A 16,090-nucleotide genomic window follows, 5' to 3' on the forward strand; every position below is an offset into this window, starting at 1 on the left:
GTGATTCTACGTGACCGAAAATGCGAACAGAAGAGGCAAACGGTCATGTAGCAGGGCTCTACGTGACCGAAAATACGAACAGAAGAGGCAAACGTTCACGTAGCAGGGCTCTACGTGACCGAAAATGCGAATAGAAGAGGAAAAAGGTCACGTAACCACCGTGCTCAGGCTCCACTCATTTACTTAAAGGGGAAAGTGGAAATAACCGGATAAAATATATAACGAATTTAACAACTTAAGGTTTTCTTAAGGTTATCCCAATAAAATGGGAAACAGTTAATGTTAATAGTTGAATTCGGAGGAATAATTATGAAAAAGAATTATACAAAAATTGTCCTGGATTTGTTGATGGCCATCACTTTTGTTTTGCTAATGAATCCCAGAGTTTTAAACGGATTACCGTTTCATGAAATTGCTGGTCTGGTAATAGGGGTAGCTATTCTGGTACACATCGGCTTGAACTATCGATGGGTGATCAATACAACCAAAAAGATTGTTGACGCTAAACTACCCCCAAAAACCCGATTTAGTTACTTATTAAATATACTGCTATTAATTTCGATGGCAGCCGTCATTATTACAGGTATTTTAATTTCAAAGGTAGTTTTGCCAAGTTTCGCCGTTCAAGAGGGTCATTCGATTCGTGGACTTCACGGATTCACTGCTGATGCAACGCTTGCGTTAGTTGGTCTTCATATTGGGGTGCATTGGCAATGGGTTTTGAGTATTTGTAAAAAGGCGTTTAAATCAAAAGAAGGAAAACTTAGAATGGCTGTTATTACATCAGTTGTCTTTTCACTTGCCATTTTGGCAGGTGGCTTGCAATGGTATTCAGCAACAGCTTCTTCTAATCTTGGTCCTTTTAATTCTAAGCCAATGCTGCAAATTGACGGAGGACGATCATTTCAAAATGGGAACACAGGGAATATTACGAATACAGATCAAGAATCACTAAAAGGAGATTTCCGTGAAGGGAGATTTCATGGAAAGGATGGACATGGTGGCAGCAGTAACCCATTTCTTGTTGTACTTAACTATTTTGCGATTTGGGCGGCAATCATCATTCCTACCTGTTTTCTGGAAAGGCGATTCTTAAGGAATAAACAAAAAGCAAAACTTACTCATCCTAAGCATTTATGAATAGATTTTTATTTCAAAAAGTTAAATGGAACTTAAAACAACGACCACTTATTTTTTTTAAATAAGTGGTCGTTTCCTATTTCTCTAATTTACTCTAAAAAGGTATTTCCCTAAAATATCTCAAAAGTTGTTTAAAATACACCGAATATGGAGAAGTTTATTTAGGTGTGGATAATTTTTACATGAAAAGTGACTTACTAAAGGAGGCCTAGCATGTTACTCGTACCACGTGAGATTGATAAGCTCATGATTGTTGTCGCAGCAGATCTTGCTAGAAGAAGAAGAGAACGAGGTTTGAAACTAAATTATCCTGAAGCAGTGGCTTTCATCACGTATGAAGTGCTGGAAGGTGCACGGGATGGAAGAACGGTAGCGGAATTGATGGAATATGGCACTACCATCTTAACACGCGATGATGTCATGGAAGGTATTGCTGATATTGTTGATGACATACAAGTAGAGGCTACTTTTCCGGATGGAACAAAACTAGTGACCGTGCACGATCCAATCCGATAGGAAGTATGGGAGGGAAATACGAATGGAAATGGAACCAGGCCAATTGTTCTTAAAAGAGGAACCCATCATTTGTAATGAGGGAAGAGATTTATACAAGGTCAAGGTGACGAATACAGGGGATCGTCCAGTTCAAATTGGATCACACTTTCATTTCTATGAGGTGAATGAGTCCCTAAAATTTAATAGGGATGAGGCATTTGGAAAACGTTTAAATATCCCTGCCGGTGCGGCCGTGCGCTTTGAACCGGGTGATGAGAAAGAAGTGGAATTAGTTAGCTATGCTGGCGAGCGCAAAGTGTATGGATTTAACAATAAAACGGATGGATCTGTTGAAGGAGGACCCCGCAAGTGAGTTTTAAAATGACAAGAAAACAATATGCCCAAATGTACGGACCCACAACAGGGGACTCAATCCGTTTAGCGGATACAAATTTATTTATCCAAATTGAAAAGGATTTTACTACATATGGGGAAGAAGTCGTCTTTGGAGGCGGAAAAGTTATACGTGACGGAATGGGGCAGCATCCACTAGTAACCAGAGGGGATGGCATCCCGGATGTAGTTATCACGAATGCAGTTATTTTAGATTATACAGGGATTGTCAAAGCAGATATTGCCATCCGTGATGGGAAAATCGCTGCAATTGGAAAAGCCGGTAATCCATTGGTCATGGATGGTGTAGATATTGTCATCGGTGCTTCAACCGAAATCATTGCCGGTGAAGGTATGATTGTCACTGCGGGAGGAATCGATACGCATGTCCATTTCATTAACCCGGCACAGGTTGAAGTTGCGCTTACAGCCGGTTTTACTACTTTAATTGGTGGTGGCACAGGACCAACAGCGGGATCACGGGCGACGACAGTGACACCGGGTGAATGGAATATGCACCGTATGCTTGAAGCGATTGAGGGATTGCCTATTAATGTTGGTTTAACTGGTAAAGGGCAAGCCGCTACAGAAGAACCGTTAGCAGAGCAAATACGGGCAGGGGCTATTGGCTTAAAAGTCCATGAAGACTGGGGGGCAACACCTTCAGCTCTTGACTATTCATTGAGAGTTGCGGACAAATATGATGTCCAAGTTGCCCTTCATGCAGACACCTTAAATGAAGCAGGTTTTGTTGAAAATACGATGGCTGCTATTAAAGACCGGGTTATTCACATGTACCATACGGAAGGGGCAGGCGGCGGACATGCTCCAGATTTAATCAAATCAGCAAGCTTTATGAATGTCCTCCCATCTTCTACTAATCCAACCATGCCGTATACCGTTAATACTGTTGATGAACATTTAGATATGCTTATGGTTTGTCACCATTTAAATCCTTCAGTACCTGAGGATATTGCCTTTGCCGATTCACGAATAAGAAAAGAAACGATTGCAGCTGAGGATATCCTCCAGGATATGGGGATTTTCAGTATGACCAGTTCAGATGCACAGGCCATGGGGCGTGTGGGTGAGGTCGGTATTCGAACATGGCAGGTAGCGGATAAAATGAAACACCAAAGAGGTTCAATGGAAGGAGACAAGAAGCTGTCTGATAATAATCGTGCCAAACGATATATCGCAAAGTATACAATTAATCCAGCGATTACGCATGGAATTGCCGATTATATTGGCTCCATTGAAGTAGGGAAAATTGCGGACTTAGTCCTTTGGTCACCGGCATTTTTTGCTGTGAAACCTGAATTGGTTTTAAAAAGTGGATTTATTGTTCATGGAATGATGGGAGATGCCAATGCATCCATTCCAACTCCGCAGCCTGTTATTAGCCGTCATATGTATGCGGCTACTGGAAAAGCTTTGCAAAAAAGTTCAATAACTTTTGTTTCTCAAGCTTTTTATGAAGCTAAGGTTCATGAACAGCTGGGGTTAGAAAAAATAATCCTTCCAGTGCATGGAATCCGGAATTTAACGAAGAAGGATATGAAGCTTAATTCTGAAACACCTGAACTGTCAGTAGATCCGCAAACCTATGAGGTTCGGGTCAACGGGGAGCTAATTACATGTGATCCGGTCGACAAGGTGCCAATGGGTCAACGATATTTTCTATTTTGAGGTGAGATATATGTTAATTGAAAGAATCGAAACGAATATAGAGAATATGGAAAAGGAAGAAATATTCCGACGTCATATTGAAAAGGTGTACCTTGAAAGTGATCTTCTGGTTAAACGGATTCAAAGGGTTACAACGGATCATGGTAGAGAAATTGGAATCCGTTTAAAGGATCCTCGTGATCTTGTTGCCGGGGATGTATTGTTTATGGATGAAAAAAATATGATTGTGATTGATGTTGTCGCAGATGATTTATTAGTGATTTGCCCGCGTAGTATTAAGGAAATGGGGACGATTGCCCATCAGTTGGGCAACAGACACCTCCCGGCACAATTTGAAGAAGATGTGATGATGGTACAATTTGACTATCTTGTGGAAGAATTATTGAAGGAACTTGAAATCCCTTATATACGGGAAGACCGAAAAGTTAAGCAGGCGTTTCGTCATATTGGTCACAGTCATGGATCATAAAATACTTTCATTATTCCAGTTATGTGATTCAAACTTTCCAACAGGTGCCTTTAGTCATTCATTTGGATTAGAGAGTTATATTCAAGAGGAACTGGTACATAATCACGAAACTTTTTCTGAGTGGCTTAAAGTGTATATCGAAGAGCAGCTCGTCAATACAGATGGGCTGGCGAGTAAACTTGTGTATCAAGCATTAGAAGAGGAAAATTTCCAGATGGTATGGAAATTAGATCGATTATTGATGGTACAAAATTTGCCTCGAGAAACAAGAGAGGGTTCCCAAAGAATGGGGGAGCGAATGCTAGAGCTCGTCCAGTCTTTATTTCAGATCCCGATTCTTTCTACCTACAGAAAAAGGATAGATGCGAAGCAATCTTTCGGACACCCTTCTATAGTTTTTACTATAGTTGCCCATGATCTTGATGTACCTAAATCCACGGCAATCTTGTTCTACCTATATTCTGTCGTGTCAAGTCTTGTCCAAAATGCTGTCCGTGGAATTCCTTTGGGACAGACTGCTGGTCAGAAAATCATTCGTGATATCCAACCTCAATTAGTGAACGCTGTAGAAACGATTCTACAGCTGGATGAAGAGGAGTTTGGCATTGTTTCACCAGGCCTTGAGTTATCGCAGATGAGGCATGAACGCGTAAATATTCGGATTTTTATGTCGTAAAAAAAGAAGAAAGGAAGTAAAAGCTATGGGACCAATCAAAATTGGCGTGGGTGGACCTGTTGGTGCAGGAAAAACCATGTTAGTTGAAAAACTAACTAGACATTTAAATGATGATATAAGTATGGCAGTCGTAACAAACGATATATATACAAAAGAGGATGCAAAGTTTCTAATGCAAAATGGCGTTCTTCCAGCTGACAGAATTATTGGTGTGGAAACAGGCGGTTGTCCGCATACCGCCATACGCGAGGATGCATCCATGAATTTTGCAGCAATTAATGAATTACAAGAGAAGCATCCAGACGTTGAGCTGATTTTTGTGGAAAGCGGCGGGGATAATCTTGCTGCTACCTTCAGCCCGGAATTAGTTGATTTCTCCATTTACATTATCGATGTGGCACAGGGGGAAAAAATCCCGCGAAAAGGTGGCCAGGGAATGATTAAGTCCGATTTGTTTATCATAAATAAAACTGATTTAGCTCCCCATGTTGGTGCAAGTCTGGAAGTTATGGAATCGGATACGAAGGTCTTTCGCGGAGAAAAACCATTTGCCTTTACCAATTTAAAAGATAATACTGGGTTGGATAGCGTAATCGACTGGTTAAAGCAGAATGCATTATTAAAAGGGCTGGCTTAATATGAGTGACTGGACAGGTGTTCTGCATTTAGATGCTGAAGACAGGAAAGGGAAAACGGTCGCAAAAAAAGTCTATTACCAGGGCGCATTTAAAGTTATGCGCCCTATTTATCATGATAATTCCGGTCAGGCCTGTTATTATTTATTAAATCCGGGCGGCGGCTATTTAGATGGTGACAGTTATCAAATGAAGATCTCATTAGCGGAGAATGCAAGAATGACTTTAACCACTCAGGGAGCGACAAAAGTTTATAAAACACCAAATAAATATGCCTATCAGGAATCGGATATTTCCCTTAAGGCCGGGAGTTATCTCGAGTACATTCCCGATCCGCTAATCGCCTACCAAAATGCGCGTTACAAGCAAAAGAACGTGATACGAATGGATCAGACGGCAACATTCCTTTATTCGGATATTCTTACCCCCGGGTGGTCACCGGAAGGAGAAAGGTTTAGTTATACGACGGTTCAATTATTAAATGAAATCTATATGGATGATGAACTAGTGGTGTTTGATCATATCAAATTACAGCCTTCGGAGCAAAATATTAGGGGACTTGGTTTCATGGAAGGATATTCCCATTTAGGATCAATGATTGTGGTCAGCGAGCAATCGAATAGTTCCTTTCTCGATCAGCTATATTCCACACTTTCAAAGAGTACTTATGAATGTAAAGTGGGACTATCTTTACTTTCGGTACCGGGATTTACGATTAGAGTGTTAGCAAATTCGACTCAAATGATTGAAAAAATTTTTTCCGAAATACACCAAATGATTAGTCGGGAATGGTTTCAAATAATACCAAGCTCGCTAAGAAAATATTAGAAGGAGGCAGGATTATGTTTGATAACTTTGAGATATTTCAAGTTCAAGAAGGATCTGCGCATGAACAATCTCATTTTTCCTTGAGTATTGAAGGTAATGAGTATAAGGGAATGGTACATAGTGGGAAAATTCATTGGTACAACCCTCATCCAAAGCAAAATCTTGAAGAAGAGCATTTAAGTGCCGTTGAAACCAAGGTATTTGATATGATGAGTGAACATCTGGAATCATAAAAGAAAGCGTCCACGGTCTGAGGCTGTGGATGCTTTCTTTGTATCTTATTAGAAGGAGGGTAGAACTTTTCTTGCCCCAAGGAATAGCCAAGTGCAAAATACAAAGGGCATAGTAAGCGGCGGAAGACCATACGGCAAAAGCCAAGTAACAACGCTTGCTGTAATTGGAACTGTAATACATGCAGCAAGCGTTCCAAATAAGAGTCCAGTCTTATGGTTCTCGTTAAAAACAAGTGAAACCGCAATAATGGTTAAAATGGCATTATATCCGTAAAGTCCCATGAAAATTAAATTGTACTCACCGCCAAGACCATATGACGTTAATAATGCAGAAAAATTCCCTATTAAAGCGTAAAGTCCAATCTTCCAACCTGCCCAAAATAGAGCAATAAATAGCAGGATCCCGGAAATATTATTATCGAGAAAGAAAACTTGACCGATTCCATTGACAGCCCCATCAAGCCAGTTTGTCTCTCCTTTAATATCTAGTGTCCAATTCGATAATGATTGTGGCTTAAGCTCAGGGCTTATTTTGAAAGTTGTTAATCTATATGTGGTTAACAGCAAAAACCAAGTTAGAATAATATATGGAAACGTAAGAATGGGGATGCCTGTTTTCCTCATGAAATGAATCATCGCAGCTGTAAAGAATGCCGTAATAGCAGCTCCGATAATGGCGATTAACCAACGGTCATCACCGCTTAAAAACAAGAAAAGAGCCATTCCTGTTAACAAGGAGTTATATCCAAACAATCCCTGACTGACAGATGTATTATCTGCCCCACCTATTTTCCCTATTAACGTTCCGATGATAACTGAGAATAGGGCAATGACACCTAAAGAATAGGACGCAATCGTAATAGCTGTCAAAATGAAAAACCCAGAGACAGCATTTTCAATCAATATTACTTGAGAAATTCCTTTTAAAGAAGATACAATCAACCAAATTATTGCATCCTTACTAATTAAAGTGCTTATATTCTTTTGAATTATAATCTCTCCCTTACCGGTTAAAATTGTACTATTGGAATTAAATCGTTTGTGGTTATTCATTCATATCTTATCTCTTTTATAAATTTCCCAAGAGAATGTAAAAGTATGATTGTTTTTTCTTGTTTTATGGTTATAAAACCATTACGTTAAAAATATAAATATATTCTGATAGGTTTATAGAAAAATGCTAGTATAAAAACACGTGTAAGAGAACATGAAGTAGGGGAAATGGATTGTATGAATGAGGAGCTAAAAATAAATTCTGAAGAATGCTATCGGGTAGCTGAGCAGAGGGCTGCTCATTATTTTAAATCACTTCATGTGCAAGTCTCACAAAAAACCTATATTCCTACCCTAACGAAAGATTTCCAATCATGGAAACATAATCATATTCATCATCATCCGGTCATATCCTTCTTTTTGCGGGGAAAGGGAAAACCTGATTCCCAAGGATATCATAATTATATCCAATGGTTGAATTATACCGGCAAGTTAGATAACTATCTAGATCGCAGCATCTCTTATATTTATATGAGGGATTTGGGCAAAGACCTTGACTCAACTGACACACAGATCAGGATTCGGCGTGTGGTTGACAGTTTGAAAAATCATCTGACAACTGAACCTGGAGAAAAAACAGAACTCTTCGGCATGGCAGGGATGTACAGGTGGGCTCAGAAGGAAGGAATTGAATCCACAATCATCTGGCTAATAAATAAATTAAGGACAGTATCTTCCCAAATTCCAACGGGAATGGATGCAGACCAAGCACAGCGAAAACTGATCAAGATCATTGCTGGAGTAGTGTTCCATGTGATGGAAGAGATGGACGAGGACATATCACCTGATGAACGTGCGCAGAAACTTGCTGAAGCTATTAGGCTGGGATATTCTTATGGTCTGACCTATCCCTTCATTGACGATCTTCTGGATTCAGATGTCTTATCCGATAAAGAGAAGAAACAATATTCCCATTTGATCCGTGCCACGCTAACCACGGGATCTGTGCCGGAATTGGGTAAGTGGTCAGGAAGTAACGCAAATCTGATTAAAGATATCCATTCGGAACTCAAAGAGGCATTTAAGTATATGAAGGTTCAGCAACGACCGGAGACAAGAAAGAGTTTTTTTGAGGATGCCTATGTGTTTTATCACTCGCAGGAAGTGGACCGTTTAAAGGAGTTATCCAATGCGAATTACACCAATGAGGAACTTTACATCCCAATCATATTAAAATCCTCTTCTTCCCGCTTAATTGTCCGTTCGGTAATCAACGCTCCTGAAGATGATGGTTTTAACAGCCGAACATTCTATTATGGCATTTATAACCAGCTGGCGGATGATTTTACTGATATGTTTGATGACATGAAGGCTAATGCTGTGACCCCGTATACGTACTATATAAAATATCATGAAATACGTACTGATCTAATCAATCCCTTTGAATTATATTGGACGGTCATCTCCCACTTGATCCATCACGTATATCACTCAGATACCAAGGCCAGTGAGGTAATTTTGGACCGTGCCATTAATGGTCTTAAACGGTTTAAAGAACGCATGGGAACGGAAAAATATAACGATGTGATGAAGCTATTTACTACAGGAAATTCAAACTTCAATCAACTGATCCAAAATATGGTTCGAAAAGCAGATGATGTCGATTTCTTTGATAAACTGCTTCGGGATCACGTCATTACCAATCTGAAAAATGAACGGAAGGAGCAGGAGGAATTTTCAAATTTGGTTGAATCTGTACGGACTCAGATCAACAACATCTTGAAAATTCCTAAAAGCCGAAATGATAGTTTAATGAATGAATCTATAATAGATGCGGCAAATTATAGTTTGGAAGGTGATGGAAAGCGATTGCGCCCAATCGTGACTTGGGTCATGGGGGTTAACGGATATGGATTAAATCGGTTTGCAATCGTCCCACTTCTGAGATCATTGGAATATATGCATACCGCCTCGTTAATTTTCGATGATCTGCCGTCCCAGGATAATGCGTCCACCCGCAGAGGGCGTCAAACCCTGCATATGGTATACAACACAGCCATAGCGGAATTAACAGGACTCTTTCTGACACAGAAGGCGATTGAGGAACAAGCATTACTAAATCAGTTCGATTCGAATACGGTGCTTCGTTTGATCCATTATTCTGCACAATTGACAGCGGATATGTGTAAGGGACAGGCAATGGACTTAGATTCGAAGGGAAAACAGCTGACACTCGAAGAGTTAAATAGTATGTGCTTTTATAAAACGGGAATAGCATTCGAAGCTTCCCTCATCATGCCCGCCATTCTTGCCAATGCAAGTGAATTCGAAATGGAAGCTTTGAAGAAATTCGCCCGCCATGCCGGCATTGCCTTTCAGATTAGGGATGACCTGCTTGACGTAGAAGGTGATCTAATCCTACTCGGGAAACCCATTGGCCAAGATGCTGAAAACAAAAATTCTACTTTTGTGTCAACCCTGGGTGTTGCGGATGCTCGAAAAGAGATGTGGGAACATTACTGTCTGGCAATGGAGGCATTGCAAGCTGTACCACGGAGTACCACTTTTCTGAAACATTTATTGAATTATTTTGTGAATCGGGACAAATGAGACCTAAATTAATTTTTACATTTCTTTTTGCTTAATGCATAAATACTGCCGCCAAGTGTAAGTACGGATATAAACTTACTGGCAATTATTAAATAACTAGTGGTTTGAGAATCCAGAGTGATGTGCGGGAGTTTAATGAGGCCGAGAACGATAAGTATGCTAAAAATAAGTATGGAATAATAATATTGATAGGCTTTGTTAATAATCATATTGCCTTTATCATCATCATTTTCTTGAATGAAAATGATGATTGCATATGACAAGACTAGAATTGTGACATATGTTAATAAAACAATTGCGATTCCGATGTTCATAATTGTTTCCTCCTTTCCTAAGGGAGTCAATAGTGAATAAAACTAACAAAGTTGGAAGTTTTAATCCAGCTTCGTTAGCTTTTTTTTTCTTATTTACATTCCCGTGTTTTTATTCTGTTCAGTTTGTTCTTTAGGGATGGATGTAGGTTGCTTTTTAACCATCTTCCTATTTTCCCAACGAAACAGCTTATTTAAAAGTTTATAAATATTTTTAGATTCTTTTGTTAAAAGCGGGCCAATAATCGCTAAGATTAAAACATAAACGGCTGTAAATGGTTTCAATATCGGCATTAAGCCTCCGGCAAGTCCCAAATTAGCAACGATGATCGAAAATTCCCCCCGAGAAACGATTGTTAATCCGATATTAGAAGAGGCTTTATAAGACAAACCTGCCTTTCTTCCGGAAATCATTCCCGCTACAAAGTTGCTAATAATTGTTAGAATAACTGCACCTAACGCTAACCAAACGGCACCGCCCAAGCTAAAGGGATTAATACTTAAACCAAAACTGAAGAAAAATAGGGCTCCAAAGAAATCTCGAAACGGGATGACTAAATGTTCAATGCGCGCACGATGCTCCGTTTCTGAAAAGACTAATCCCAGTAATAAGGCACCGATGGCTTCGGCAACATGAAGTTTTTCTGAAAAACCGGCAACAAAAAATAATGAAGCAAAAATAACGAGGATAAAAATCTCATTAGACTTGATGTTTAATAGTTTATTAAGGATGGAAGTGCCTTTTCGGGCGATAATAAAAAATAAAATCATATAACCAAGAGAAATTAGAACGGAAGTAATCGTACCCATAATCGTCGTGGCACCGCCTAATAATAGGCCAGACATAATAGAGAGGAATAGAGCCAGGAAAATATCATCAAATAAGATAATCCCCAAGATTAATTCCGTTTCAGAATTCGCGGTTCTTTTTAAATCAACCAAAACTTTAGCGACAATGGCGGTTGAGGAGACACTTACGAGGCCGGCAATAATTAACGTTTCCATAATAGGAAGGCCTACCGCAAACCCATAAATTAATCCCAAGCTAAAATTAAGTGCTACATAAATCGTCCCGCCTACAACGATTGAACGCCCGGAACGTATTAATTTACCTACAGAGAATTCTAGACCAAGATAAAACAATAAAAACAAAACACCGATGCGTCCAAAAAACTCAATAATTTCGGAGCTTTCTATGAATCTAAGATCAATGAATCCAAAATGCGGCGCATGAGGGCCAACTGCCATTCCTAAAAGAATCAGAAATGGGATTATCGAGAATTTCAACCTTCCAGCCAATAAAGCTGCGAGAGCGACTAAAACCAATGCTGTACCTACTTCAAAGACTAAGTGATTTGTCATATATTATCACCCATCCCTTCTAGAAAGAATTTCTTTTACGATGGTTTTAACTTGATTACGCTGTCCGGATACAATGACTGTATCGCCAACCTCCAAAAGAGTTTCAGGTCCAGGGGTATGAATTTTTTTATGATTGCGTCGTTTGATAATTGCGATAATGTTAACTTCATAGGATTGACGAATATTGAGGTTTCCGATCGTTTGATTTTCTGCTTTAGCTCCAGCCTCTACTTTAGACCATTCAATCACTAAATCATCAAAAGCCATTTCAATTGTTTCCAATGCCTTTGGCGCGTATGTCATCCCGCCAATGATGGCGGCAATCTGTCTTGCTTCAGAGTCATCCATGGTGGTACTGGCAATGGATTCCTCATAATCTTCTTGATCAAAATAATAAAGATCTCTCCTGCCATCGTCGTGAATAATCACCACGATTTTGTCCTCGCTTTTAGTGATGATTTCGTATTTTTTCCCAATTCCGGGAAGTTCGATTTCACGTATTTTCATTCTCGTTTCCTCCACTTTGAATTTTTCATAGATTAAGAAGTTTATTAAAGGTTCACATCAATTTCTGTTTTAATATTTTCTTCTTTGGAAATTCCAAGATATTTAAGCGTTTCGGAAGGGGTTGAATGATTGAAATGCTTTTGCAGCAGGGAAATGGCTATCCCTCGTTTATAGGCATGGAAACCAAAGGTTTTGCGCATAGAGTTGGTACCGATTTTTCCTTCGATGCCAACCGATTCTGCTGCATGATGAATAATCCGGTAGGCTTGCTGGCGGGTAATTGGTTTATCCGTTTTGGAGGATTTAAATAAATAGTCTTCCGTTATTAACTGCTGCTGCTGAACATAATGAAGAATGGCCTGTTTAACTTTATGGTTAAGATAAACTTCCTTCATTATTTCCTTATGTGGAAACAAGTAGAAATTCTTCATTCTGCCTTCATTTTCTATCACATCGCCAACTTTAATTTCCAGCATTTCTGTTATTTTTAACCCCGTGTTAATTCCAAAGATAAACAGGACATAATCACGCTCAGATTGCTTTTTTAGATATTTCTTAATTGAATTAATCTGCTTAATGTCCCTAAGAGCCTCAACATATTCCATTTAATATTACTCCTTAATCCATGTTACTTAATTATATCCTAACATATAGTTATGTAACATTCAAATTTTCTTCCTAAAAAGCAAAATGGTTGTAATTTTGTCTAATTGGGAAATGTTCGCTAATTGTTCATTGATTGTTCATATTTAACAGTTATGATAGATGTTAGAGTATTTGGTTTCAATCTCATATTTAATTGCATCTATTATTAGCTCATAATAGAGTGCTAGAAGGTGGTGCGGAAATGAATAATATATTTCAAAAGGGTCAAGGTATTTTTAATAAATATATTGGCTTTTTCTTTTTGACTGTAATCTTCTTATGGATCAAAACATATATCGTTCAATTAACCCAGTTTGATTTAGGAATAGAGAATTCCTTACAGAAGATCCTTTTATTTATCAATCCGTTAGGTTCGGCCTTACTTTTTCTAGGTATATCATTCTTTTTTAAGGGCCGGAAAAAGTATATTTCGCTTATTGTGATTGATTTTCTGTTGTCTTTTCTATTATTTGCGAATAGTATATTTTACCGCTTTTTTAATGATTTTATAACGTTACCAACTTTAACGCAGACGCAGAATTTTGGTGATGTCAGCGGTAGTGTTGTTTCACTTTTAAAGCCTTATGACTTTTTATTCTTCGTGGATATCATTGTTTTGATTGCCTTATTGGCATTTCGTTTTGTTAAAATTGAGCGGAAGGAAATGGGTCGCGCGAAGGTGTCTGTTTTATTTTCGTTAGCGCTGGCTATTTCTTGTGCCAACCTATCATTAGCAGAAATTGACCGACCTCAATTATTAACAAGAGGCTTTGACCGAAATTATATCGTGAAATATTTGGGAATGTATAATTACACCATTTATGATGCAGTAAAAAGTACACATGCCTCCGCGCAAAGGGTCATGGCAAATAGTGATGATGTGACAGAGGTAATTAACTATACAAAATCTAATTACGCTGAGCCCAACCCAGCTTATTTCGGTGCCGGAAAAGGCATGAATGTCATCTATTTACATCTAGAGTCGCTGCAAAATTTCGTGATAAATTACAAGTTAAATGGGGAAGAAGTCACACCGTTTTTAAATTCATTGACAAACGATGAAAATACCCTATATTTTGATAACTTTTTCCATCAAACAGCGCAAGGAAAAACATCTGATGCTGAATTTATGCTGGAGAATTCCTTATTTGGCTTGCCGCAAGGTTCAGCTTTTACCACGAAAGGATTAAATACGTACCAGGCTGCTCCGGCAATATTGGGTCAACAGGGTTATACTTCAGCGGTGTTCCACGGGAATTCGGGAAGCTTCTGGAATCGAAATGAGATTTATAAATCATTTGGCTTTAACAAATTTTTTGATTCCAACTACTATCAAATAAACACTGCGGAGCAAGCAGAATATGGGCTGATGGATAAACCTTTCTATGAGCAATCCATTCCACTATTGGAATCCTTGCCGCAGCCATTTTATACGAAGTTTATTACGGTATCGAACCATTATCCGTATTCGATTAATCAAGAGGATACAACTATTGCACCGGCTACAACGGGTGATAAATCTGTTGATGGATATTTCCAGACGGCTCGTTATGCGGACGAAGCCCTGAAGCAATTCTTTGAATATTTAAAGCAATCAGGCCTTTATGACCATTCGATTATTGTCATGTACGGAGATCACTACGGAATTTCAGAAAATCATAATAAAGCAATGGAACAGGTGCTCGGAAAGAAAATTACTCCATATGAAAGTGCAGGCCTGCAGCGTGTACCATTATTCATTCGGGTGCCGGGTATGGAGGGTGGCGTCAACCACGAATATGGTGGACAAGTCGACATACTTCCAACGCTGCTTCACTTGCTTGGTACGGATACAAAAGATTATATTCAATTTGGAACAGACCTCTTATCTGAACAGCATGATGATCTTGTTGCCTTCCGTAATGGTGACTATGTCAGTCCAACCATTACAACCGTTAATGGTAAGTATTATGATTCCACTACCGGAATGAAATTAGCTGAGGACAAAATGGAAGAGGCGCAGAAATTCAAGGAAATTGTCCAACAAAAATTGATCTATTCGGATAAAGTCGTGAATGGAGATTTATTGCGTTTCTACACTCCTGAAAACTTTATTCCTGTCGACAGGACAACATATAATTATAATAAAGATTCTGAAAGTGTTTTAAAAAGTAAATAATGCTATTTAAGTGGGTGGTATTTAATACTGCCCATTTTTTTATACACAAAATTACACCCCCTACATAAGATAATTCAGTAATAGCTGGGAGGTGGATTTAATGAGTGGTGCAGTAGGCGTAGGTGGCTTTGGAAACGGTTTTGCGTTAATTGTGGTTTTATTCATCCTGCTTATTATCATCGGTGCGAGCTTTGTCGGTTGCGGTGGGTTTTACTAAGTAACTAATTAGTTATTTCTCAAATGATAATGGATTGGGATTGCTGCTGGCAATCCCTATTTATTTTTCTCTCTTGCCCATTTTTGAATTTTCACGTGGAATTGGTGAAAAGATAAAGGAAATGTATGCAAGGCTAAGGATGGGGAAAAAGTGGGTAAAATTTGGCGTATTTACAAAACGGATTGGAAAAATATTTTTAGTGTTCCTACTGTGGCATTGTTAATCGGTGCCCTAATGCTGCTTCCATCCGCCTATGCATGGGTGAATATTAAGTCGATGTGGGATCCCTATAGTAATACATCAGGGATAAAAGTAGCCGTAGCAAATGAGGATGCAGGGGCAGAAATTCAAGGTAAAAATATTAATGTCGGAAATGATACCGTGAAAAGTCTAAAAAAGAACCATAAACTCGGCTGGGTGTTTGTAACCAGAAGTGATGCTGTTAAAGGGGTAGAGAAGGGAAAGTATTATGCCTACTTAATCATCCCCAAGGATTTTTCAAAGAAATTAACGAGCATCTTGGAAATAAACCCGCAAAAACCGAAAATTGTATTTGGAGTTAATGAAAAAATTAATGCTGTTGCTCCGAAAATTACAAGTTCAGGTGCATCCAGTATCACAACTCAAATAAGCCAGGCTTTCGTTAAAACGGTAGGGGATGCCCTTTTCTAAGGATTTTTTAAGGCTGGGATTGAATTAGAGAAAGCACTGCCATCGATTCATAATGTA

General features: G+C 38.9%; 18 protein-coding genes. 13 read left to right on the plus strand and 5 right to left on the minus strand.

Translation table 11 applies throughout. The features are described 5' to 3' along the window. The first annotated feature begins 309 nt into the window (after window positions 1-309). The 9 genes from BABA_RS04390 (at window position 310) to BABA_RS04430 (ending at window position 6,558) form a co-directional block, all read left to right on the plus strand. Window positions 310-1,140: a DUF4405 domain-containing protein gene (locus BABA_RS04390; protein ID WP_007083928.1), complete on the plus strand. Its 831-nt coding sequence runs from the start codon at window positions 310-312 to the stop codon at window positions 1,138-1,140. A gap of 213 nt (window positions 1,141-1,353) precedes the next feature. After that, entirely contained in the window at window positions 1,354-1,656 is a 303-nt protein-coding gene (locus tag BABA_RS04395; RefSeq protein ID WP_007083929.1) for an urease subunit gamma, read from the plus strand. Window positions 1,657-1,684: 28 nt separating this feature from the next. Beyond that, entirely contained in the window at window positions 1,685-2,008 is a 324-nt protein-coding gene (gene ureB / locus BABA_RS04400; RefSeq protein ID WP_040345247.1) for an urease subunit beta, read from the plus strand. After that, entirely contained in the window at window positions 2,005-3,717 is a 1,713-nt protein-coding gene (ureC, locus tag BABA_RS04405) for an urease subunit alpha (protein WP_007083931.1), read from the plus strand. The genes ureB and ureC overlap by 4 nt, the downstream gene beginning before the upstream one ends. Before the next feature lie 10 nt (window positions 3,718-3,727). Beyond that, the gene (gene ureE, locus BABA_RS04410; RefSeq protein WP_007083932.1) at window positions 3,728-4,186 is read left to right on the plus strand and encodes an urease accessory protein UreE; all 459 of its coding nucleotides are present in this window, start codon (window positions 3,728-3,730) and stop codon (window positions 4,184-4,186) included. Continuing rightward, the gene (locus BABA_RS04415; protein WP_040345250.1) at window positions 4,176-4,862 is read left to right on the plus strand and encodes an urease accessory protein UreF; all 687 of its coding nucleotides are present in this window, start codon (window positions 4,176-4,178) and stop codon (window positions 4,860-4,862) included. The genes ureE and BABA_RS04415 overlap by 11 nt, the downstream gene beginning before the upstream one ends. Window positions 4,863-4,887: 25 nt before the next feature. Next, window positions 4,888-5,499, plus strand: coding sequence for an urease accessory protein UreG (gene ureG, locus BABA_RS04420; protein WP_007083934.1), 612 nt, complete (start codon window positions 4,888-4,890; stop codon window positions 5,497-5,499). A gap of 1 nt (window position 5,500) precedes the next feature. After that, window positions 5,501-6,325, plus strand: coding sequence for an urease accessory protein UreD (locus tag BABA_RS04425; RefSeq protein ID WP_007083935.1), 825 nt, complete (start codon window positions 5,501-5,503; stop codon window positions 6,323-6,325). 14 nt (window positions 6,326-6,339) lie between these two features. Continuing rightward, entirely contained in the window at window positions 6,340-6,558 is a 219-nt protein-coding gene (locus BABA_RS04430; RefSeq protein WP_007083936.1) for a hypothetical protein, read from the plus strand. A 48-nt stretch (window positions 6,559-6,606) separates the two neighbouring features. On the opposite strand, the gene BABA_RS04435 is transcribed toward BABA_RS04430, so the two are convergent. Beyond that, a complete protein-coding gene (locus BABA_RS04435; protein ID WP_235749573.1) occupies window positions 6,607-7,500 on the minus strand; it encodes an urea transporter in 894 nt (297 codons plus the stop codon). Window positions 7,501-7,779: 279 nt separating this feature from the next. Between BABA_RS04435 and BABA_RS04440 the strand changes: the two genes are divergently transcribed. Continuing rightward, entirely contained in the window at window positions 7,780-10,161 is a 2,382-nt protein-coding gene (locus BABA_RS04440) for a polyprenyl synthetase family protein (RefSeq protein ID WP_040345186.1), read from the plus strand. 8 nt (window positions 10,162-10,169) lie between these two features. Here the strand turns inward: BABA_RS04440 and BABA_RS04445 are convergent, their stop codons facing one another. From BABA_RS04445 to BABA_RS04460, 4 genes are all read right to left on the minus strand, one after another. After that, window positions 10,170-10,475: a hypothetical protein gene (locus BABA_RS04445; RefSeq protein WP_007083939.1), complete on the minus strand. Its 306-nt coding sequence runs from the start codon at window positions 10,473-10,475 to the stop codon at window positions 10,170-10,172. A 93-nt stretch (window positions 10,476-10,568) separates the two neighbouring features. Further along, the gene (locus BABA_RS04450) at window positions 10,569-11,834 is read right to left on the minus strand and encodes a cation:proton antiporter (RefSeq protein WP_007083940.1); all 1,266 of its coding nucleotides are present in this window, start codon (window positions 11,832-11,834) and stop codon (window positions 10,569-10,571) included. Between the two features lie 6 nt (window positions 11,835-11,840). Continuing rightward, the gene (locus BABA_RS04455) at window positions 11,841-12,341 is read right to left on the minus strand and encodes a cation:proton antiporter regulatory subunit (RefSeq protein WP_007083941.1); all 501 of its coding nucleotides are present in this window, start codon (window positions 12,339-12,341) and stop codon (window positions 11,841-11,843) included. A gap of 44 nt (window positions 12,342-12,385) precedes the next feature. Further along, the gene (locus BABA_RS04460; protein WP_007083942.1) at window positions 12,386-12,946 is read right to left on the minus strand and encodes a tyrosine-type recombinase/integrase; all 561 of its coding nucleotides are present in this window, start codon (window positions 12,944-12,946) and stop codon (window positions 12,386-12,388) included. A 242-nt stretch (window positions 12,947-13,188) separates the two neighbouring features. On the opposite strand from BABA_RS04460, the gene ltaS reads away from it, so the two are divergent. From ltaS to BABA_RS28400, 3 genes are all read left to right on the plus strand, one after another. Next, window positions 13,189-15,144 carry a lipoteichoic acid synthase gene (ltaS, locus tag BABA_RS04465; RefSeq protein WP_007083943.1) on the plus strand — a complete coding sequence of 652 codons (1,956 nt, stop codon included), beginning with the start codon at window positions 13,189-13,191 and terminating at the stop codon, window positions 15,142-15,144. Between the two features lie 100 nt (window positions 15,145-15,244). Further along, window positions 15,245-15,361: a YjcZ family sporulation protein gene (locus BABA_RS26355; protein ID WP_040345189.1), complete on the plus strand. Its 117-nt coding sequence runs from the start codon at window positions 15,245-15,247 to the stop codon at window positions 15,359-15,361. Window positions 15,362-15,511: 150 nt separating this feature from the next. Then, window positions 15,512-16,033, plus strand: coding sequence for a YhgE/Pip family protein (locus tag BABA_RS28400; protein ID WP_051186000.1), 522 nt, complete (start codon window positions 15,512-15,514; stop codon window positions 16,031-16,033). Window positions 16,034-16,090: the final 57 nt, after the last annotated feature.

Origin of the sequence: Neobacillus bataviensis LMG 21833 (assembly GCF_000307875.1) — a bacterium.
GTDB lineage: Bacteria > Bacillota > Bacilli > Bacillales > Cytobacillaceae > Neobacillus > Neobacillus bataviensis.